Below are 20168 nucleotides of genomic sequence, written 5' to 3' on the forward strand. Positions count from 1 at the left end.
CGTGCAGAGGGGCGCACATCTGAGATGGCGCGCCTCTGAACTGCAGAACATGGCAAGGGCATATGCCCACGGCTGTTCGGCCGCGCATCGCGCCCGAGCGGGGGAGAAAGCAACCGGACGAGCAGAACGCAGCCGGACCCGGCCCGGACGGTCAGCCGAGCTGGGACAGGCCCTCGGTGGCGATCCGCTCGAACACCTTCTCGTCGACGGCGAAGTCGGAGTCGGGCACCGGCCAGTGGACGACGATCTCGGTGAAGCCGAGCTCGGCATGCGTACCGGCGAAGTCCACGAACGCGTCGAAGGACGACAGCGGACGGTCCGGCGTGAACCCGGTGAGCAGTACCTTGTCCAGCTCCGAGACATCCCGGCCCACGGACTCGCAGGCCGCGCCGAGCCTGGAGACCTGTCCGCGGATGGCCGCGACGGACTGCTCCGGGGTGCCGCTCTCGTACAGCTTCGGATCGCCGGTCGTCACCCACGCCTGTCCGTACTGCGCCGCGAGCTTGAGTCCGCGAGGTCCCGTGGCGGCGATCGCGAAGGGCAGCCGGGGGCTCTGCACGCAGCCGGGGATGTTCCGGGCCTCGTTCGCGGAGTAGAGCCAGCCCTCGTGTGTCACCGAAGGTTCCCGCAGCAGCCGGTCCAGGAGCGGCACGAACTCGTCGAAGTGGTCGGCGCGCTCCCGCGGCGTCCACGGCTCCTCATCGCTCCTGCGCAGCGTCGTGGCGTCGAAGCCGTTGCCGCCGGCGCCGATCCCGAGCGTGATCCGTCCCTCGGAGACGTCGTCCAGCGTGATGAGGTCCTTGGCGAGGGTCACCGGGTGCCGGAAGTTGGGTGAGGTGACCAGGGTGCCCAGCCGCAGCCGCTCCGTGGCGGCGGCAGCGGCCGTCAGGGTCGGGACCGCGCCGAACCACGGGCCGTCGCGGAAGGTCCGCCAGGCCAGATGGTCGTAGGTGTACGCCGCGTGGAAACCCAGTTCCTCGGCGCGGACCCACAGGGCCCGGCCGCCGTCGTGCCAGCGGCGGATGGGGAGGATCACGGTGCTCAGGCGGAGTGAGGACGTCATGCACCCGACTCTACGGCGATGCGCGGTGTCCTCCGCGTCGGTGCGGCTCTTCGCGTGCGGGGGCGGAGCGGGCGCGGGCAGGGGCGGAGCGGGCGCCGGGAGTCCGGCCCCGGCGGCCGTACCGCTCGTGCGGTCACTTGCCCAGTCGCAGGAACTGCGGTGGTACGGAGTCGGTGAGCCATACCCCGTTGGTACTGACGTGAAAGACGTGGCCCGCCCGGTGCATGGCTCCCGCGTCCACGGAGAGGATGACAGGCACCCCGCGCCGGGCACCGACGCGAGTCGCCGTCTCACGGTCGGGCGACAGGTGGACGTGGTGGCGGGCCATGGGCCGCAGTCCCTCGGTACGGATCACGTCGAGTGCCCGGCCCACTGTGCCGTGGTAGAGGTACGCGGGTGGTTCGGCCGGTGGCAGCCCGAGGTCGACCGTGACCGTGTGGCCCTGGTTCGCCCGGATGCGGTCGCCGTCCACGGCGAAACGCTGCTTGTCGTTGGCAGCGACGACGTGGTCGAGCTCCGCGCGGGTGACGGGGAATCCGTGCCCGGCGCAGGCCCGCATCAGTTCGTCGATCGGCACCCAGCCGGAGGGGTCGAGGGTGATTCCGATCCGTTCCGGCTGATGCCGCAGGTGTTTCGACAGGTACTTGGACACCTTGACGGTGCGTCGTTCGTCCATCCCGCCAGAGTGCCCGCAGCGTTCGCCCCGGCGCACCCGGATTTCGCTCAGAGTTCGTGACACTCATGGCGGTGCCCAGGTTTGATCCACAGCCAACTCAAGTTATCCACAGGGTATTTGGCAATTCTGTGGACAAGTCGCGGGCGATTCAAGACGTTTGTCCAAGTTCTTCTGATCTGACATGAAATGAAGTCAACGCATCCAATGTTCTGGCGTGGACCTCCCGTTCAGCTGCCGCCGCTACGAAGGCGGCAATGCCCTGCGGGCCAACAAGATCCTGGACAGCCTGCATTGTCGAAGCCGGGATGAGCACGGGTCGCGTCCCGGAGGGCTCCGCTGGGGCATCGGGCGCGGTGAGGTGCTTCTGCAGATGGCGTACTGCCAACCGGCCCATGGCGCGCGCCAGTTCGGCGTCCACCGCCTGCTGGGCGAGCGGGCGCAGGCGGCGCACCATCGAGGCCGCCTCCGCCGCGTCCGTGTCCGTGCGCCTCCGGTGTCCCGCGTACCGGGCGAAGACGTGCTCGGCGGTGAACTCCAGGAAACGGGAAGCGATGTGCTCGACCTGCTGCCGGAGTTCCCCCAGATGGCCGGAGATTGCGGACAGAGGAACTCCGGCGGCATGCAACTCCACTGCCACCGACAGCTCTTGAGGACTCGGGACCAGAAATTCGTCGCCGTTTTCCGGCACGGGCTCGAGTACGCCGAGAGCAACTGCGTCCGCCACCGCGTCGGCGAACCCGTCCGTCACCGCACCCTCGACCGGCGTGCTGCGCGGAGTCCCCGCGAATCTCGCCTCCAGCTCCGCCCGCGTGATCCGGCCGGCTTCCTCGTCCGACCACGGGCCCTGTACCTCGGCGACCAGACCGAGCACCCCGCCGAGCCCGCGTCCCGTGTCCCAGGCATCCAGCAGTTCCCCGATGCTGGTCAGGGTGTAGCCACGGTCCAGCAGGCCGGCGATCTGCCTGAGGCGGGTCAGGTGTATCTCTCCGTAGACGTTGGCCCGCCCGCGCCGCTCCGGTGCCGGCAGGAGCCCGCGGTCCTGGTAGGCGCGGATCGTACGGACGGTCGCACCGCTCGCCTGCGCCAGGCCCTCGATCCGGTACTCCGGGTCGACCGGTCCTCTGCCGTCCGGACTCGCCGGCGCGTTCCGGCCCTGCGCTCCCGACGGTCGGAGCCCGCTCACAGGGGTGGCTTCAGCCGGGCGATCCCGCGCAGCACTCCGGGGCTGATCCGCGAAAGCAGCCGGGAGCCGCGCGCCTCGGGTGTCACCGGCACGACGGCCCGGTTGTGCACCACGGCCCCGAGGATCGCGTCGGCGACCTTCTCCGGCGGGTAGTTACGGAGCGCGTACAGGCGGCCCGTGCGCTTTCGGAGGCGGCTCTCCTCCGCCGCATCCGTCCCGGCGAAGCGAGCTGTCCCGGTGATGCCGGTGTTGACGATGCCCGGGCATATCGCACTGACCCCGATCGACTGCTCGGCCAGCTCCGCGCGGAGGCATTCGCTGAGCATCAGCACGGCCGCCTTCGAGGTGCTGTACGCGGGCAGCGCCCTCGACGGCTGGTAGGCGGCTGCCGAAGCGATGTTGACGATGTGGCCGCCCTGACCGCGGGCGGCCATCTGCTTGCCGAAGATCCGGCAGCCGTGGATGACACCCCACAGATTGACGTCGAGGACGTTCCGCCAGTCCTGGCTCGTGGTCTCCAGGAAGGACCCGGACAGTCCGATCCCGGCGTTGTTCACCAGGACGTCGACGACTCCGTACTCCGCCATGACCTTCTCGGCGAGCTTCTCCATCGCCTTCTCTTCGCCCACGTCCACAACCTCGCTCCAGGCGTCCGATGCACCGGCCCGGAGGACCTCCCGTGCCACCCGGGCTGCTCCCTCCGGGTCCCGGTCCACGACCACCACCCGCGCGCCCGCTGCTGCGAACGCGAGAGCGGTGGCGCGGCCGATGCCACCGGCCGCGCCCGTCACCAGGACCAACTGCCCGCCGAACCGGTCCGCGTGGGCCCCGGTCGCCACTGTCTCCGGCACGGGCGGGCCGCCCGTGGCGGCCGCTTCACCGGCGGTGACGAAGTCGCTGATCCAGGCGGACAGCTGATCCGGCCTGGTACGCGGCACCCAGTGCCTGGCGGGAAGGGACCGCCGCACCAACCGGGGAGCCCAGGAGCTGAGTTCGTCGTAGAGCGTCGCCGAGAGGAAGATGTCACCGGTCGGGGTGATCAGCTGGACGGGCACATGGGCGACCGCGTCGGTGCGAGGTCTACGCAGGCGGGCCCGGACGTTGTCGCGGTAGAGCCAGGCCCCGTGGGACGCGTCCCTCGGAAGCGAGGACGTCGGATAGCCGTCCGCGGGCACTTTCTCCATCCGCCGCAGAATGCGCGGCCACTGCTTGCCGAGCGTGCCACGCCAGGCGAGCTCGGGCAGGACGGGTGTGTGCAGGGCGTACACGTACCAGGACTTGGCGCCCTGTCCGAGAAGCTGACCGAGGCGACGGGGAGTCGGGCGGGACACCCGCTGCTTGATCCAGTGCCCGAAGTGGTCGAGGGACGGGCCCGACATCGAGGTGAACGAGGCGATCCGGCCCTTGGTCCGGTCGACCGTGGCGAACTCCCAGGCCTGGACCGAACCCCAGTCGTGGCCGACCACGTGCACCGGCCGGTCCGGGCTCACCGCGTCCACGACGGCCAGGAAGTCGTCCGTCAGCTTCTCCAGCGTGAAGCCGCCGCGCAGGGGTCTGGGCGCCGTCGACCGGCCATGTCCCCGCACGTCGTACAGCACGACATGCCAGTGCCCGGCCAGCCGCAGCGCGACCTGCGACCAGACCTCCTTGCTGTCCGGATAGCCGTGGACCAGGACGATCGTCGGCCGCGTCGGGTCGCCCAACTCGGCGACGCACAGCTCGACTCCGCCCGTACGAACCCAGCGCTCGCGCGCACCCTGCAGATTCACGCAGCCCCCTTGGTCTGTGCGGTGTCGCGGTACCTGCCGGTAACGTGACACCGACGAATGTGACAATCCCTGGCGGCTGCGTCAAGGGGTGCGCCGCGCCTGTGGACAACGGTATGTGGACAACTCGGTTCGGTCACGGACGCGGACGGACGCCGTGCGAGGGCGGACGCCGTACCCGGACGGACGCCGTACGTCGGCGGACGCGTGCGAGGGCCACACGGATGCCGGACGCGGCATGCGCGGCGCTGGGGCAGTGTGTCCGGGCTCGGGCCGGTTCGCGGCTCCCGGCTCCTCCCTCGTGGGGTCCTCCCCTACGGGTCCGTACGCCTGGAGTCGGACGCGGATACCACCGTCAGGTCTGACGACTCCTGTGGTGCGCGCCACTACCTTCGAAGACGTGACTGTGATCGCGACCGAAAGCCTGAGCAAGCGGTTCCCCCGGGTGACCGCTCTTGACCGGCTCTCCTTGGACATCGGACCGGGCGTAACCGGCCTGGTGGGCGCCAACGGAGCCGGCAAGTCCACATTGATCAAGATCCTGCTGGGTCTGTCCCCCGCCACCGAGGGCCGGGCCGCGGTGCTCGGGCTCGACGTCGCCACCAGTGGCGCCGCGATCCGGGAACGGGTCGGGTACATGCCCGAGCACGACTGCCTGCCCCCTGATGTATCGGCGACCGAGTTCGTCGTACACATGGCGCGGATGTCCGGACTGCCGCCGACGGCAGCGCGCGAGCGCACCGCCGACACGCTGCGCCACGTCGGTCTGTACGAGGAGCGCTACCGCCCCATCGGCGGCTACTCGACCGGTATGAAGCAGCGGGTGAAGCTGGCACAGGCGCTGGTCCACGACCCCCAGCTGGTCCTCCTCGACGAGCCGACCAACGGTCTGGATCCGGTCGGCCGTGACGAGATGCTCGGTCTGATCCGTCGCGTCCATACCGACTTCGGTATCTCGGTGCTGGTCACCTCGCACCTCCTGGGCGAGCTCGAGCGCACCTGCGACCACGTCGTCGTCATCGACGGCGGCGCGCTGCTGCGTTCGAGCTCCACCAGCGACTTCACCCAGATCACGACGACCCTGGCTGTCGAAGTCACCGACAGCGACGACCACCCGGACGGCACCGACGCCCTGCGCCGGAGCCTCACGGGGGCCGGGGTCAAGCTCATCGGCCTGGACGGACTCGACTCGGAGGGGCTGCCCGGCGCGGGCCACATCCTCCTGGTCGAGGCGACGGGCGAGGAGACGTACGACCTGGTCCGCGACAGCGTCGCCGGGCTCGGGCTCGGTCTCATCCGGATGGAACAGCGGCGGCACCACATCGCCGAGGTCTTCCGCACCGAAGAGGCACCGCAGGCCATGACCGCGTCAGCCGGGGCCGTACAGCAGAAGGGGAGCGGTCGCGATGAGCACTGAGACCGGGACCGTGACCGGGAGCGACACCTCCCGGATCCACAACATCGGGTACCGCTCCTACGACGGGGTCCGCCTGGGCCGGGCCTATGCCCGCCGTTCGCTGTACTCCCAGTCCCTGCGAGGCTCCTTCGGGCTGGGCCGTTCCGCCAAGTCCAAGGTGCTGCCGATGCTGCTGTGCGGGGTGATGTGCCTGGTGGCGCTGATCCTCGTCGCGGTCGCCATCGCCACGCCGAACATGACGAAACTTCCCATCAAGTACACGGCGTTCGCGATCTACCTGCAGGCGGTGATCGGGCTCTTCATCGCCTCGCAGGCGCCGCAGTCCGTGTCGAGGGACCTGCGTTTCAAGAGTGTTCCGCTGTACTTCTCGCGGCCGATCGAGCGGGTCGACTACGTGGTCGCCAAGTTCGCGGCCATGGCTTCCGCCCTCTTCATCCTCACCGGCCTGCCGCTCGTCATCCTCTACGCGGGTTCGCTGCTCGCGAAGTTCGACTTCGCCGACCAGACCGCGGGGTTCGGGCAGGGGTTGGTATCGGTGGCGCTGCTGTCCGTGCTGTTCGCCGGGATCGGACTGGTGGTGGCCGCCCTGACGCCGCGGCGCGGGTTCGGTGTCGCAGCTGTGATCGCCGTGCTGACCATCACCTACGGTGCGGTCTCCACGGTCCAGGCGATCGCCTGGTCGACGGACTCCATGGGGGCCATCACCTGGCTGGGTCTCTTCTCCCCGATCACGCTGATCGACGGGGTGCAGACCGCGTTCCTCGGTGCCACCACCAACTTCCCCGGCGGAGTGGGCCCGGGTGCCGGTGCCGGGGTGGCCTATCTGATCGTTGTACTCGCGCTCGTCGCCGGCTCGTACGCCGTACTGATGCGCCGCTACCGGAGGGTCGGGCTGTGACCACCATCGAGATCGACCACACGTCGCGCTGGTTCGGGAACGTGGTCGCTGTCAACGACGTGAGCATGACCGTGGGGCCCGGAGTCACCGGGCTGTTGGGCCCCAACGGTGCCGGAAAGTCCACGCTGATCAACATGATGGCCGGGTTTCTCGCTCCGTCGACGGGCAAGGTCACGCTCGACGGCAAGACCATCTGGCGCAACGAGGCGGTCTACAAGGCGATCGGTATCGTGCCGGAGCGGGAAGGCATGTACGACTTCCTGACCGGCCGGGAGTTCGTCGTCGCCAACTCCGAGCTGCACGGGCTCGGCGACGCGGAGGCGCGCAGGGCGCTGGCCACGGTCGAGATGGAGTACGCGCAGGACCGCAAGATCTCGACGTACAGCAAGGGCATGCGCCAGCGCGTGAAGATGGCGTCCGCCCTGGTCCACGAGCCCTCGGTGCTGCTCCTCGACGAACCGTTCAACGGCATGGACCCGCGCCAGCGCATGCAACTGATGGAGTTGCTGCGTCGGATGGGGGCGGAGGGGCGCACGGTTCTCTTCTCGTCCCACATCCTCGAGGAGGTCGAGCAGCTCGCCTCGCACATCGAGGTCATCGTGGCGGGGCGGCATGCCGCGTCGGGTGACTTCCGGAAGATCCGCCGCTTGATGACGGACCGGCCGCACCGCTATCTCGTGCGGTCCAGCGACGACCGGGCACTGGCTGCCGCGCTCATCGCCGACCCGTCGACCGCGGGGATCGAGATCGACCTGAGCGAGCAGGCCCTGCGTATCCAGGCCGTCGACTTCGGGCGCTTCACCACGCTGCTGCCGAAGGTGGCACGCGAACAGGGCATCCGGCTGCTGACCGTTTCGCCGTCCGACGAGTCCCTCGAATCGGTCTTTTCCTATCTCGTAGCGGCCTGAGTAGTGGCCTGAAAGGAGCTGTGAAGCGTCATGTACGACCCCACAGTCGCCCGGCTCACCTACCGGGCCCTGCTCGGCCGGCGCCGGGCCGCCATCCTGTTCATCCTGCCCGTACTGCTGGTGGCCATCGCCGTGGCGGTACGGGCGTTCGCCGGGGCCGATGACGACGTCGCCTCCGGTGTGCTCGGTGGTTTCGCCATCGCCACGATGGTGCCGCTGATCGGCGTCATCGCCGGGACCGGAGCCATCGGGCCGGAGATCGACGACGGTTCGATCGTCTATCTGCTGGCCAAGCCGGTGAAGCGGCCCACGATCATCTTCACCAAGCTGATCGTCGCCATCGCGGTGACGATGCTCTTCTCCGCGCTGCCGACCTTCATCGCGGGCATGATCCTCAACGGCAACGGCGGGCAGATCGCCGTGGCGTACACGATCGCGGCGCTGGTCGCCTCGATCGCCTACAGCGCGCTGTTCCTGCTGCTCGGCACGGTCAGCAGGCACGCGGTGGTCTTCGGCCTGGTGTACGCGCTGGTCTGGGAAGCCCTCTTCGGCAGCCTGGTGCCGGGGGCCAGGACCCTCAGCGTGCAGCAGTGGTCCCTCTCGGTCGCCGAGAAGGTCGCCGGGGACGGCCTGGTGACCTCGGATGTCGGCCTGCCGCTCGCGACGGTCCTGCTGGCGGGCGTCACGATCGTGGCCACGTGGTACGCGGGCCAGAAGCTGCGGGCGCTGAAGCTGGCCGGCGAGGAGTGAGGCCGCTTCCACCGGCGTGAAACGGCATGCAACCCCCGTCCTATGGGCGGGGGTTGTCCTATGAGCGGACAGTGGAGCGCGTAACTGTACGGTTATCGGCTCGTTGACCAGGGTGCGTGGAGGCAACTGGGATCTGTGGCGTCGAGCTTTCGTGAAATCGGGGAATGCCGGCACCGGTGAGGCTGTGCCCGCCGGTGCCGGTCATCGAGTGAGTGGCAACCGTGAGCGTCCTCCGCCCTCGCAGCCCGGGGACAGGGCCGTCCATCGCCGTTTCCGCGCACGAAAGGCATGCCCATGCCCACGGAAGTAGCCCTGCTCGAATCACACGCCTTGCGTGTCGAGCGGATGGGGCGCGTCGACGCCCTCGACAAGGTCAAGAGCCTTGTCATGCTCCCCGACGGGATTCACGTTCGCACAGATGACGTGGCTCGTTACTTCGAAGTATCCACAGCCTCGGTCAGAAGGCTGACCGACCGGCATCAACAAGAGTTGACCGACAACGGTATGAGGGTTCTACGAGGTGATGACCTGCGCTCCTTCCATGGCGACATGCTGTCGCTATGGGAGGGGGAGGCGCCGGAAAGTTATCCACAGGCTGCCACTCAGCTGCGCCTCTACACCCGCAGGACCGTGCTCAACGTCGCCATGCTTCTTCGCGACAGCGACATCGCCCGCTGCGTCCGGACCTATCTGCTCGACGCCGAGGAGGACCTCCGGGCGTCCATCGCCTCGCTCGACCAACGGGTCACCCGTGTCGAGGGCTGCCTCGTGGGCGTCGGCAGTGCGCTCCAGGAGCTCGGTCCCGTACTGAGCCGGATGTCGCACCGGCTCGATGTCCTCGACCGGAAGCTGGACGTCACCCACCAGGTCGTCGGGGCCATCAGTCTCCGGCTCACCGATGTCTCGCAGGACATCGTCCGGCTCGATTCACGCATGGACGACCTCGCCCGGCACCTCAAGGACCTGAGCCGCCGCACCCACAGCTGACATCCGGCCCCCAGGAGGGCGGCCGCCGGGGCCGCGGGTAAATGAGTGGCCCCGGCGGTGGCCCTCGGGCAGAGTGAGGGGACGGCGCACGCGAACAGGGCGCCCACCGAGACCGGGAGAGGAGCGCGGCGATGACCGAGAGTCCGAGTCCGTCGAGTTCCCAGCAGGGTGGTCCGCAGCCGGTACCGCAGTAGCTGACGCATCAGCTGCTCGTGCACCGCTGGGCAGGGCCCCCGGGGTGGCTTTCCCTGCGCATCGCGCGGCCACCCTCCCGGAGGATTGGCCGAGTGGTAAGGCAGCGGCTTGCTAAGCCGTCGTCGGGGGCGTGCCCCCGCGCGCGTTCGATCCGCGCATCCTCCGCCACCCATGAGCAGCAGAACCGGCACCATCGCAGGAATCCCGGCCGCAGGAACTCCTGCCGACGGGAACCCCTACGCGCGCGTGGCCGTCCTGAGAAGCTCCTCGAGCACCACCGCGATGCCGTCGTGCTCGTTCGACGCGGTGATCTCGTGCGCCACCGCCTTGAGATCGTCGTGCGCGTTGGCCATGGCCACACCGTGCTGCGCCCAGCCGAACATGGGGATGTCGTTCGGCATGTCACCGAAGGCCAGCGTGTCCGCGGCCTTCAGCCCCAGCCGACGGGCGGCCAGCGAGAGCCCGGTCGCCTTGCTGAGTCCGAGGGGCAGGAGCTCCACGACACCCGGGCCCGCCATGACGACGTCGACCAGGCTGCCCACAGCGCCGCGCGCGGCCTTGGCCAGGGCGTCGTCACCGAGCTCCGGGTGCTGGATGTAGACCTTGTTCAGGGGGGCGGTCCACATCTCGGCGGCGTCGTCCACGAACAGGGCGGGGAGCGGCCCTTCCTGCACCCGGTAGCCGGGTCCGACCAGAACCTCGCCGTCGAGTCCGTCACGGCTCGCCGCCAGCGCGAGCGGGCCGACCTCCGCCTCGATCTTGGACAGGGCGAGACCTGCGAGCTGCCGGTCCAGGGTCAGGGAGGTCAGCAGCTTGTGCTCGCCCGCGTGGTAGACCTGCGCGCCCTGGCCGCACACCGCGAGGCCGTCGTAGCCCAGGTCGTCCAGGATGTGCCGGGTCCAGGGGACTGCGCGGCCGGTGACGATGATGTGCGCGGCGCCGGCCGCGGTAGCCGCGGCCAGCGCCTCGCGTGTGCGCTCGGAGACCGTGTCGTCGTCACGCAGCAGCGTGCCGTCGAGATCGGTGGCGACGAGCTTGTAGGGGAAGCTCACTTGGGGACCGGCTCCAGAACCTCGCGCCCGCCCAGGTACGGACGGAGCACCTCCGGAACCCGTACGGAACCGTCCGCCAGCTGATGGTTCTCCAGAATGGCCACGATCGTGCGCGGTACGGCGCAGAGCGTGCCGTTCAGAGTGGCCAGCGGCTGGACCTTCTTTCCGTCGCGCATGCGGACGGAGAGGCGTCGGGCCTGGAAGCCGTTGCAGTTCGACGCGGAGGTCAACTCCCGGTACTTGCCCTGGGTCGGGATCCAGGCTTCGCAGTCGAACTTCCGGGAGGCCGAGGCGCCGAGGTCGCCGGTGGCGACGTCGATCACCTGGAAGGGCAGCTCGAGGCCGGTGAGCCACTGCTTCTCCCAGTCCAGGAGCCTGCGGTGCTCGGCTTCGGCGTCCTCCGGGTCGACGTACGAGAACATCTCGACCTTGTCGAACTGGTGGACGCGGAAGATGCCCCGGGTGTCCTTGCCGTACGTACCGGCCTCACGGCGGAAGCAGGGCGAGAAGCCGGCGTACCGCAGGGGCAGCTTGTCGGCATCGATGATCTCGTCCATGTGGTACGCGGCGAGCGGGACCTCGGAGGTGCCGACCAGGTAGTAGTCGTCCTTCTCCAGGTGGTACACGTTCTCCGCGGCCTGGCCGAGGAAGCCGGTGCCCTCCATCGCGCGCGGCCGGACCAGCGCGGGGGTCAGCATCGGGATGAAGCCGGCCTCGGTGGCCTGTGCGATCGCCGCGTTGACCAGGGCGAGTTCGAGCAGCGCGCCGACCCCGGTCAGGTAGTAGAAGCGCGAGCCAGAGACCTTGGCGCCGCGCTCCATGTCGATGGCGCCGAGCGACTCGCCGAGCTCCAGGTGGTCCTTGGGCTCGAAGCCCTCGGCACCGAAGTCGCGGATCGTGCCGTGCGTCTCCAGGACGACGAAGTCCTCTTCGCCCCCCACCGGCACGTCCTCGTGGACGATGTTGCCGAGCAGGAGCAGCAGTCGCTTGGCCTCGGCGTCGGCCTCGTCCTGCGCGGCGTCGGCCGCCTTGACTTCGGCCTTGAGCTGATCGGCCTTCTTGAGGAGCTCGGTGCGCTCCTCGGGTGTTGCCTTGGGGATCAGCTTCCCGAGCGACCTCTGCTCGGAACGGAGTTCGTCGAAGCGGACGCCGGACGACCTGCGCAGCTTGTCGGCGGAGAGCAGGGCGTCGACGAGGGCGACGTCCTCTCCACGGGCGCGCTGGGAGGCGCGAACACGGTCGGGGTCCTCACGGAGCAGGCGAAGGTCAATCACCCCCCAAGGCTACCGGTGCGGGGATGCGCAGCTCGAACCGATATCGACAAGCGTGTCAGTTTGCCCGAATTGCCGGGATTGGTAATCCTGGCGGGGAATCATCGGGGCTGGTGGCGGACATTCGATGGGGAAACGCGGAGCAGGTGACGGGGAAGCGCGGAGCGGGCGACGGGCATGATCGTCAATGCCATCGATGTCGTCAATGTCGTCGATGGAGGGGTGCGATTGCTTCGAAAGTGGAGCAAGTGCCCTCGCGTTCCACCGCATCGTCGGTGCTTCGTGCGGGAGTTGGCGTGGGTGCGGGTCCAGGCCTTGTCCACAGGGGTGTGCGGGTCCATTTAGTTATCCACAGGCTGTGAAGAAGATCTGTGGATGCCGGAAGAGATCATTCCGAATGCCGCATGAAGGCGGATGGATTCCTTCCGAAACCTGGTTCGCGCACTCATTCGGGTGGGAATTGATCGCTCTGGGGAGTTGATCAATGGAATTGGGTCGACAGGGGCGGGGGTGGGGCCTGTGAGGGATCCGGGCCCACTGGGGTGATTTGTCGACCATGTCGTGTTGCGCTGTCGACTTGTCCCCAGGTTGCGGAGGGGCCTGTGGATAACTCTGCGCCGGGCATGAGATCCGACAGTAGAACCGGTCGGCTACACGCGACGGGCCGATCCCCGCCCCCGGCTCCCGTCCTGTCGGCCCTTGCCCTGTCCGTGGCTGGTCAGGCCCGGCCGTCCTGGCTGCGAGCGAGCCAGTCCGATGCCTCGGTGAAGTCCCTGTCGGAGGTCCCGGGCCGCAGGGCGCGCACTTCCTCGGGTGTCACTCCGGCTCGCGGATACGAACCCAGGAACCGCACCTTCGGGCAGATCCGCTTCAGCCCCATCAGGGCCTCCCCGACCCGGCGGTCCGCGATGTGGCCTTCCGCATCCACTGCGAAGCAGTAGTTCCCGATGCCCTCCCCCGTCGGCCGTGACTGGATCAGCATGAGGTTGACGCCTCGCACGGCGAACTCCTGGAGCAGTTCGAGCAGGGCGCCCGGGTGGTCGTCGCCGAGCCAGATGACGACAGACGTCTTGTCCGCGCCGGTCGGTGCCGACGGCCTGGCGGGCCGGCCCACCAGGACGAAGCGCGTCTGCGCGTTCACCGCGTCGTGGATCTCCGTGACCAGTGGTTCCAGCCCGTAGGTCGCCGCGGCGAACTCACCGGCGAAGGCGGCGTCGTAGCGCCCCTCCTGGACCAGCCGGGCACCGTCCGCGTTCGAGGCGGCGGACTCCCACACCGCGTTCGGCAGATGGGCCGCCATCCAGTTGCGCACCTGCGGCTGCGCGGCCGGGTGAGCGGTGACGGTCTTGATGTCCGACAGCTTGGTCCCGGGGCGCACCAGCAGCGCGAAGGTGATGGAGAGCAGCACCTCGCGGTAGATCATCAGCGGTGCGCCGCTGGTCAGCTCGTCCAGCGTCGCGGTGATCCCGCCCTCGACGGAGTTCTCGATGGGGACGAGAGCCGCCGCCGCCTCCCCGTTGCGTACCGCGTCCAGTGCCGCCGGTACGGAGACCATGGGGGCGAGCTCACGGGTGGCGGCTTCCGGAAGGGTACGGAGGGCGACCTCGGTGAAGGTGCCTTCGGGGCCGAGATAGGCGTAGCGCGTGGCTGACATACGGTCACCCTAATGGGCCGTACGGGAGGGCCCGGGCGAACTCACCCTTCCAGCAGACGCTGCCCCACGTACTCGCCGGGCGCGGTACCACCCGGAACGGCGAAGACGCCGCTGGCCTCGTGCCGGATGAACGGTGAGAGCGCGTCCCCACGGTCGAGTTTGCGCTGTACCGGGACGAAGCCCCTGAACGGATCGGCCTGCCAGCAGACGAAGAGCAGCCCGGCGTCCGGGGTGCCGTCCGCGGAGATGCCGTCGTGGTACGAGAACGGGCGCCGCAGCATCGCGGCCCCGCCGTTCTTCTCGGGGGAGGAGATCCGGGCGTGGGCGTTGTCCGGAATCAGCAGCCTGCCGTCCCGGCCTGCCTTCTCCAGGTCCATCCCGGTGGTCTCCGAGCCGCCGCTCAGAGGTGCGCCGTCCGCCTTGCGCCGCCCGATGACCCGTTCCTGACGGTCGACCGTGAGCTTCTCCCAGTCGTCCAGGAGCATCCTGATCCGCCGTACGACTGCGTAGGAGCCGCCTGCCATCCATGCGTGGGCAGAAGCGGAGGAAGGGGAGGGAGCCGAGCCGTCCGACGCATCGGAGGTGCCCCGGGCGTCTGCCGACGGGACGAAGATCCGCTGGTCGAAGTCGCTCTCCTCCGGCTTCGGGTTGCCTGTCCCGTCGATCTGGCCCATCAGGTTGCGGGCGGTCATCGGCCGGGCCGTCGCTCCCGGAGTGCGGTTGAAGCCGTTCATCTGCCAGCGCACCCGGGCCGTGGCGCCGGCCTCCTTCTGAAGGGCGCGCAGCGCGTGGAAGGCGACGAGCGCGTCATCGGCGCCGATCTGCACCCAGAGGTCACCGTCGGACCGTTTGGCGTCGAGGTGGTCGGAGGAGAACGGCGGCAGGGGGTCCAGGGCGACCGGCCGGCGGGCGACCAGGCCCGTGCGTTCGAAGAAGGTGCGGCCGAATCCGAAGGTGACCGTCAGCGAGGACGGTCCGGCGTCCAGGGCGACCCCCGTGTCGTGGCCGCCGCCCCCGGCCGGCTTGCCGGCCATCAGCGGCTGCGCCACGGCCGACCACCGGCGCATCAGGGCGGCGGCTTCCTTGCGGCCGGCGCCGGGCGCCAGGTCGAAGGCGATCAGATGTCCGCGGGCCTGAAGCGGAGTGGTGATCCCCGGTTGATGTTTCCCGTGAAACATTGCCTCGGTCGAACCGATGGCGGTCAGCGGGGCCGGTACGTCGTCGCTCGTCGCCGCATACCCGCCGGCGCCTCCGGCCGCGCCCAGCACCAGGCCGGTCGCTCCGGCTGCTCCCGCGCTGCCGATCAGCCGCCGACGGGAGATGCCGGCAGCGGCGATACCGCCGGGTTCGCCGTTCCTGTTCTTGTTCCTGCTCACCCTGCTCAGCCGATCTTCACGTTCTTGTTGACGGTCGTCTGGTCGATGTCCGACGTACGCACGGTCACCGTGACCTTCCAGTCGCCCGCCATCGGGATCTGCACACCGCCGGCCGTCCAGTGTCCGGTGGTGATGCGGTCGGGGACGACCGGCAGAGGGCCGATGTCCTTGGACTCCAGCGTGAAGGCGAGCTTCACCTCGGGTACGTCCATCGGTCGGTCGCCCGGCCCGTCGACCCAGACGTGCACGTTGTTGGCGCCGGTCCCGCCGGGGGTGACGTCCACCCGTACGGTCCCCTTGCCGTTCTGGCCGCCCGTGTCGAACGGCAGGCTCAGGTTGACCTGCCCGCCGGTCAGAGGGGCGGCCACCGCCGACTTGCTGCGGGCGGCCTCCTCCTCGGTGCGTCCGGGCTCGGTGGACGTCAGGATCGTGGTGACCGCGAGAAGCACCACGGCGATGCCCGTCTCCACCATGACCGAGCGGCGAAGTCCGGAGCGGTCCGGATCGGCGTCCCGGGCACGCTTCTCCTTCGTCGCCGTCAGAGCGGCTCGCTGCCTGGTGAGTTGGACGGAGCGCTCGGGGTCCACCTCCCCGGTGTCCCCGGCTGCGGGACTTTCCGTCTCGGCGTCGGCTTCGGAATGTCCCGTCTCGGCGTCGGCTTCGAAACTTCCCGCTTCGGCTGCGGGGTCCTCCGCACCGGCCGGCTCCTTGTCGCCGGCCAGCCGCGCCGTCCACCGCCGCGAGATCCACGCGACGCCGACGAGTACGGCCACCAGGGCCACCTTGATGAGCAGCAGCTGCCCGTACCGGGTGCCGGTCAGCGCGGACCACGAACCCAGCTGCCGCCAGGACTGGTAGAGCCCGGTCGCGGTGAGTACGAGCACGCTGCCGAAGGCCATGCGGGAGAACCGCCGTACCGCGCGGCTCGTGATGTCCGGTGTCCTGTGGAGGGCGACCAGCAGCGCGGTGAGCCCGCCGAGCCAGGCGGCGACGGCGAGGAGGTGCAGAACGTCGACCGGCATGGCGATGCCCGGCTGGATCCCGGTGGAGGCGTGCTCGGCCAGGGCCCACGTCCCTGCGATGCCGGCCGCGATGACCGCTCCGCCGATGGCGAGACCGAAGGTGAGGTCCTGCTTCTCCTTCTCGTCCTCGCGCTTGGCGTACGCCCCGAACAGGACGGCGATGAAGAGTGCGGAGGCGCCGAGGAGGAGCAGCCGGGAGACGAGTGCCGCCCCCGGCTTGGTGTCGAGTACGGACTGCAGACCGTCGAGGTCGAAGGCGTCCGCCAACTTCCCGGAGCCGGTGTAGGGGCTGCGCAGGAGCAGCATGGCGAGGGTGGCCGCGGTGAGTGTGACCCAGCCGCGCACGACGAGACGCTGCAGCGGCCGGGCGCCCGCCCCGCGCTGCCAGCAGGCGAGCACGAACGCGGAGCCGCCGGCAAGGAGGATGAATCCGGCGTAGGCGGCGTAGCGCGCGATGCCGTAGAGCGTTCCGACGAGGCCGCCGCCGGCTTCGTCGGAAGGCAGCGCGACTGCAGTCTGCGACGGGGCGCCGACGGAGAAGGTGAAGGCGCCGGAGACCGGGTGGCTGTCCGCGGAGACGGCTTGCCAGGCCACGGTGTAGGTGCCGTCGGGCAGGCCGCTGTGGAGGGTGATGCCGTACTGCACGGTGCCGCTCCGCAGATCACGGGGGCTTCCGGTGTCGGCCCGCTTCCCGCTCGGGTCGAGGACCCGGATCGAGTCCTCACCCATGGCGATCTGCTCGGAGAAGGTGAGCGTGACCTCCTTGGGGGCGGTGGCGACCACCGACCCGTCCTGCGGGTTACTCCCGGTGAGGGCGGCGTGTGCGGACGCGGGACTCGCGCCGGCCAGCACCAGGCCGAACAGCAGGCTGATCAGCGCGGCGAGGAGCGCGACCGCGGCGAGCGGCCGTCGTATCGGGGAGAGCCCGAAGGGCGGGGCGGTGGCTGTCATGGGGTGTCAGTACCTCACTGCTTCTTCGGGTTGTAGGTGGTCTCCTTCACGGGAACGTCGACCTTGATGGGGTCGGCCGTCTCGAAGTGCAGTTCCAAGGAGATCGTTTCGCCCTGCTTGGGACGCTGCTTGAGGTCCGTGAACATGATGTGGCTGCCACCGCGTTCGAGGTCGAGCTCGCCCCCGGCGGGCACCTCGAACGACGAGGCCATCCGCATGGCCTGGCCCTTCGTCTCGTGGATGGTGACGTGGTCCGAGAGGGAGCTGCTCACCGAGGTGAGCCGGTCGGTACCGCCGTTGTTCTTCACGATGAGGAAGCCGGCCGCCATGTCGCCGACGGGCTGCGGCATGAAGGCACCGGTCACCTCGAGTTCGGGCTTGCTCTGTGAGGAGCACCCCGTCAGTGCGAGCCCTGTGGTGAGGGCGAGGGCACCGATCAGAGCCGTGCGGTGGTTCACGGCTTCTCTCCCTTGATGATCTTGGGGAGGTCCTTGGCGTAGTCGTCGGCCGTGGTGTCCTCGCCGTACAGCACGTACCCCTTGTCGGTCTTCGGGGAGAACGCGATGACCTGGGCACCGTGCATCGACACGACGGTGCCGTCCTTCTCCTTCTTCGGCGGGTCGATGCCGATGCCGATCTGCCGTGCTCCCGCCTGGATGGTCGGGAAGTCGCCGGTGAGGCCGGTGAAGGCGGGGTCCTGGGCCTTGAGCCAGCTGCCCAGGGACGCCGGGGTGTCCCGTTCGGGATCCGTGGTGACGAAGACGACCTGGAGCTTGTCCCGGTCGGCCTCGGGCAGGGCCCGCTTGGCGAGTGCGATGTTGCTCATGGTCAGCGGGCACACGTCGGGGCAGTTGGTGTAGCCGAAGTAGATGAGTGTCGGCTTGCCCTTGGTCTGCTCGCGGAGGTCGTACGTCGTGCCGTGCGTGTCGGTGAGGACGAGATCGGGCTTGGTGAACGGCTGGTCGAGCACCGTCGCAGCCTTCGTCCCGGTCTCGACGGAGACGTCGGCGACGGGCTTGTCCGCCGACGCGTCGCCGCTGCCGCAGGCCGAGAGGGTCAGTGCGGCCACGGCGGCGAACGCCGCGGCCAGCACCGTCTTCTTGTTGCGCATGGAGAGCTGTTTCCTGGTCTGTGGTGCGGGTGGGGCCGGTGGGTCAGGCGCTACGGCGACGGCCCGCGAGCACGCCGAACGCCACGCCCGCGATGCCGATGACGATGCCGACGATGCCCAGAACGCGTGCGGTGCTGTCGGAGGACGAGGAGGACGCGGCCGAGGACGCGGTCTTCGAGGACGCGGTGGTGTCCTTGGACTTCGCGGCGTCCGTCTCACTGCCCTTGTCGTCCGCGGCGGCACCGTGGGCGTCCGCCGAGGCAGCGGTCAGCTTGAGGACGGGCGCCGGGCTCTCGGGCTCGTCGCCACCCGCGGCGGGCTCCTCGATCCAGCGGACGACTTCCTTGTTGCTGTACGTCTGCAGGGCCTTGAAGACCAGCTGGTCGGCGTCCTCGGGGAGCTGTCCGACCGAGAGCGGGAACTGCTGGAAGTAGCCGGGCGCGATCCCGGTGCCGTCGGCGGTCCAGGTGACCTTGGAAACGGCCTCGTTGATCTTCTTGCCGTGTACGTCGAGCGGCTTGGCCAGCTTGCTCTTGGTGATCTCGATCTTCCAGCCGGGCAGGGCCTGCGCGCTGACGGAGGCCAGCGGGTGGTCGGTCGGGAAGTTCACCTCGAGCTTGGTGGTGGAGGCGTTGTCGCGCTCGTTGGGGACCTTGAAGTTGATGGTGGCGTAGCCGCCCTTGGCGGCTTCGCCCTGCGGCTGCACGCTGACGTGCGCGGAGGCGGTACCGGCGAGCAGCAGGACGGTGGACGCGGCGACGCCGCCCGCGATGGCGATGCGTGAAACGTTCATGGCAGAGATCACTCCACAGGCACAAGGAAAAGGTGGTCCGGCACGCGGGTGCGCGACGGCATCGCGACAGCTCTTCTCCGGGGTAACGGGATCCGGGATCCGGGTCCGGGAGAGGAGTCGCGTCAGGCTGCGCGTACGTATACGGGTGGAGGCCCGCGCCTGATCACCATGTGCTGCAGAGGATCCCCGGTCGCGGGCGCCGGAGCGTCCATGGCGGTACGGGGAAGGAGCGGCCCGGTCGTGGGTCGCCCCAGAAGCCCCGCACGCAGGGTGCGTACGAGGGCCATGGCTGCCCGCAGTGCCCGCAGCCTGGCTCCGGCCGCCAGTTGCCGGCCGCCGTACGCCGAGAGCCGGGCCAGCCGGAAGAGTGCGATCTCGCCGCGCCGCAGGAGCCAGCCGGTGGCGAGTGCGGCGAGGAGGTGCCCGAGGAACATGGGCAGACTCGGCAGGAGGCCCGACACCAGGGCGCCCGCGCCTGGCGCGGAAGCGGCGTCCGTGGCCGCTGCCCCGCCGGATGCGAGGTGGGTGTGCCCGTGCGTCACGCTCGCGGGGTCGATGCCCGCGGTGGTGACGATGCGATGGGCCTCACCGGCGCTCAGTTGCGCCGGCCCGGCACCGCAGACCAGCCCGGCGGCGAACCGGATCAGCGAATCGTCCCCGGACGCCGTCGCGGGGCCGGGCGTGTGGCGGCCCGGTCCGAAGAGGACGTGCAGGGCGATCTGTCCGGTCGCGAGAGCAGCGGTGATCGACGGGAGTGCCCGCTCGCGCCCGGCGAGCAGTGCCGCGGCGGCGAAGACGCCGAGGAATCCGGCGAGGAGTGTCCACCCGGGCACGGCCGTACCGGCGGCCAGTGTGTGTCCTGCCGCGGCCAGCACGACGCAGACCGCGGTGAACACCGCGGTCCTCAGGAGCCGCAGACCGGCTCCGGCGCGTGCGACAGGCATAGACATGGCCGGGACATCATCGCACTGCGCCCCCTGCTCCCGTACGGCAGGTCCGGAAGGTCGGCAACTGTCCGCATCGCAGGCGATCGGGGAGTGTTGCACCTGTTCAGGAGCGCTCCTCGGCGTCCGCGGCGCCGGTCATACACCCGTA

The 20168-nt window shown here is 69.4% G+C and carries 18 protein-coding genes and 1 tRNA gene; 6 read left to right on the forward strand and 13 right to left on the reverse strand.

Features of this window, described 5'->3' with window-relative positions; translation table 11 throughout:
- Positions 1-151 precede the first annotated feature (151 nt).
- The 4 genes from ABZS61_RS21110 to ABZS61_RS21125 all read right to left on the reverse strand — a co-directional run bounded on the left by ABZS61_RS21110 (position 152) and on the right by ABZS61_RS21125 (position 4691).
- A complete protein-coding gene (locus ABZS61_RS21110) occupies positions 152-1063 on the reverse strand; it encodes an LLM class flavin-dependent oxidoreductase (RefSeq protein WP_356423240.1) in 912 nt (303 codons plus the stop codon).
- Between the two features lie 133 nt (positions 1064-1196).
- Positions 1197-1739 (reverse strand): RNA 2'-phosphotransferase, encoded by a 543-nt coding sequence (locus ABZS61_RS21115; RefSeq protein WP_356423243.1) that lies wholly within the window; start codon positions 1737-1739, stop codon positions 1197-1199.
- Between the two features lie 148 nt (positions 1740-1887).
- A complete protein-coding gene (locus tag ABZS61_RS21120) occupies positions 1888-2835 on the reverse strand; it encodes a MerR family transcriptional regulator (protein ID WP_356423709.1) in 948 nt (315 codons plus the stop codon).
- A gap of 83 nt (positions 2836-2918) precedes the next feature.
- A complete protein-coding gene (locus ABZS61_RS21125; RefSeq protein ID WP_356423246.1) occupies positions 2919-4691 on the reverse strand; it encodes an SDR family oxidoreductase in 1773 nt (590 codons plus the stop codon).
- A 403-nt stretch (positions 4692-5094) separates the two neighbouring features.
- Here ABZS61_RS21125 and ABZS61_RS21130 point away from each other — a divergent pair, with 403 nt between their 5' ends.
- The 6 genes from ABZS61_RS21130 (at position 5095) to ABZS61_RS21155 (ending at position 10011) form a co-directional block, all read left to right on the forward strand.
- A complete protein-coding gene (locus tag ABZS61_RS21130) occupies positions 5095-6105 on the forward strand; it encodes an ABC transporter ATP-binding protein (protein ID WP_356423713.1) in 1011 nt (336 codons plus the stop codon).
- Positions 6095-7003, forward strand: coding sequence for an ABC transporter permease (locus tag ABZS61_RS21135; RefSeq protein ID WP_356423250.1), 909 nt, complete (start codon positions 6095-6097; stop codon positions 7001-7003). Before ABZS61_RS21130 ends, ABZS61_RS21135 begins: the two co-directional genes overlap by 11 nt.
- Complete coding sequence (locus ABZS61_RS21140) at positions 7000-7911, forward strand: ABC transporter ATP-binding protein (RefSeq protein WP_356423253.1); 912 nt, start codon at positions 7000-7002, stop codon at positions 7909-7911. Before ABZS61_RS21135 ends, ABZS61_RS21140 begins: the two co-directional genes overlap by 4 nt.
- A 30-nt stretch (positions 7912-7941) precedes the next feature.
- A complete protein-coding gene (locus ABZS61_RS21145) occupies positions 7942-8661 on the forward strand; it encodes an ABC transporter permease (RefSeq protein WP_356423256.1) in 720 nt (239 codons plus the stop codon).
- Between the two features lie 294 nt (positions 8662-8955).
- Positions 8956-9648 (forward strand): hypothetical protein, encoded by a 693-nt coding sequence (locus tag ABZS61_RS21150; protein WP_356423259.1) that lies wholly within the window; start codon positions 8956-8958, stop codon positions 9646-9648.
- A gap of 273 nt (positions 9649-9921) precedes the next feature.
- A tRNA-Ser gene (locus tag ABZS61_RS21155) sits at positions 9922-10011 on the forward strand.
- Between the two features lie 68 nt (positions 10012-10079).
- Here the strand turns inward: ABZS61_RS21155 and ABZS61_RS21160 are convergent.
- From ABZS61_RS21160 to ABZS61_RS21200, 9 genes are all read right to left on the reverse strand, one after another.
- Positions 10080-10895 carry an HAD family hydrolase gene (locus ABZS61_RS21160; RefSeq protein ID WP_356423262.1) on the reverse strand — a complete coding sequence of 272 codons (816 nt, stop codon included), beginning with the start codon at positions 10893-10895 and terminating at the stop codon, positions 10080-10082.
- Entirely contained in the window at positions 10892-12169 is a 1278-nt protein-coding gene (gene serS, locus ABZS61_RS21165) for a serine--tRNA ligase (protein WP_356423265.1), read from the reverse strand. Before serS ends, ABZS61_RS21160 begins: the two co-directional genes overlap by 4 nt.
- Positions 12170-12884: 715 nt before the next feature.
- Entirely contained in the window at positions 12885-13820 is a 936-nt protein-coding gene (pheA, locus tag ABZS61_RS21170) for a prephenate dehydratase (RefSeq protein WP_356423268.1), read from the reverse strand.
- Between the two features lie 41 nt (positions 13821-13861).
- Positions 13862-15196 (reverse strand): iron uptake transporter deferrochelatase/peroxidase subunit, encoded by a 1335-nt coding sequence (gene efeB / locus ABZS61_RS21175; protein ID WP_356423271.1) that lies wholly within the window; start codon positions 15194-15196, stop codon positions 13862-13864.
- 5 nt (positions 15197-15201) lie between these two features.
- Positions 15202-17169: a copper resistance protein CopC gene (locus ABZS61_RS21180; protein ID WP_356423274.1), complete on the reverse strand. Its 1968-nt coding sequence runs from the start codon at positions 17167-17169 to the stop codon at positions 15202-15204.
- Positions 17170-17183: 14 nt separating this feature from the next.
- Positions 17184-17627: a copper chaperone PCu(A)C gene (locus tag ABZS61_RS21185; RefSeq protein WP_356423277.1), complete on the reverse strand. Its 444-nt coding sequence runs from the start codon at positions 17625-17627 to the stop codon at positions 17184-17186.
- A complete protein-coding gene (locus ABZS61_RS21190; RefSeq protein ID WP_356423280.1) occupies positions 17624-18280 on the reverse strand; it encodes an SCO family protein in 657 nt (218 codons plus the stop codon). The genes ABZS61_RS21185 and ABZS61_RS21190 overlap by 4 nt, the downstream gene beginning before the upstream one ends.
- A gap of 43 nt (positions 18281-18323) precedes the next feature.
- Positions 18324-19073 carry a YcnI family protein gene (locus ABZS61_RS21195; RefSeq protein ID WP_356423283.1) on the reverse strand — a complete coding sequence of 250 codons (750 nt, stop codon included), beginning with the start codon at positions 19071-19073 and terminating at the stop codon, positions 18324-18326.
- A gap of 122 nt (positions 19074-19195) precedes the next feature.
- Positions 19196-20023 carry a hypothetical protein gene (locus tag ABZS61_RS21200; protein ID WP_356423286.1) on the reverse strand — a complete coding sequence of 276 codons (828 nt, stop codon included), beginning with the start codon at positions 20021-20023 and terminating at the stop codon, positions 19196-19198.
- Positions 20024-20168 lie beyond the last annotated feature (145 nt).

This window comes from Streptomyces sp. NPDC005566 (assembly GCF_040605575.1).
In the GTDB taxonomy this organism is placed as follows: domain Bacteria; phylum Actinomycetota; class Actinomycetes; order Streptomycetales; family Streptomycetaceae; genus Streptomyces.

What these genes read in the sequence shown, in the direction of transcription:
- ABZS61_RS21110 (WP_356423240.1), bottom strand. Translation starts at nt 1,063, where the DNA reads ATGACGTCCTCACTCCGCCTGAGCACCGTGATCCTCCCCATCCGCCGC.
- ABZS61_RS21115 (WP_356423243.1), bottom strand. Translation starts at nt 1,739, where the DNA reads ATGGACGAACGACGCACCGTCAAGGTGTCCAAGTACCTGTCGAAACAC.
- ABZS61_RS21135 (WP_356423250.1), top strand. Translation starts at nt 6,095, where the DNA reads ATGAGCACTGAGACCGGGACCGTGACCGGGAGCGACACCTCCCGGATC.
- ABZS61_RS21145 (WP_356423256.1), top strand. Translation starts at nt 7,942, where the DNA reads ATGTACGACCCCACAGTCGCCCGGCTCACCTACCGGGCCCTGCTCGGC.
- ABZS61_RS21150 (WP_356423259.1), top strand. Translation starts at nt 8,956, where the DNA reads ATGCCCACGGAAGTAGCCCTGCTCGAATCACACGCCTTGCGTGTCGAG.
- pheA (WP_356423268.1), bottom strand. Translation starts at nt 13,820, where the DNA reads ATGTCAGCCACGCGCTACGCCTATCTCGGCCCCGAAGGCACCTTCACC.
- ABZS61_RS21180 (WP_356423274.1), bottom strand. Translation starts at nt 17,169, where the DNA reads ATGACAGCCACCGCCCCGCCCTTCGGGCTCTCCCCGATACGACGGCCG.
- ABZS61_RS21190 (WP_356423280.1), bottom strand. Translation starts at nt 18,280, where the DNA reads ATGCGCAACAAGAAGACGGTGCTGGCCGCGGCGTTCGCCGCCGTGGCC.
- ABZS61_RS21195 (WP_356423283.1), bottom strand. Translation starts at nt 19,073, where the DNA reads ATGAACGTTTCACGCATCGCCATCGCGGGCGGCGTCGCCGCGTCCACC.
- ABZS61_RS21200 (WP_356423286.1), bottom strand. Translation starts at nt 20,023, where the DNA reads ATGTCTATGCCTGTCGCACGCGCCGGAGCCGGTCTGCGGCTCCTGAGG.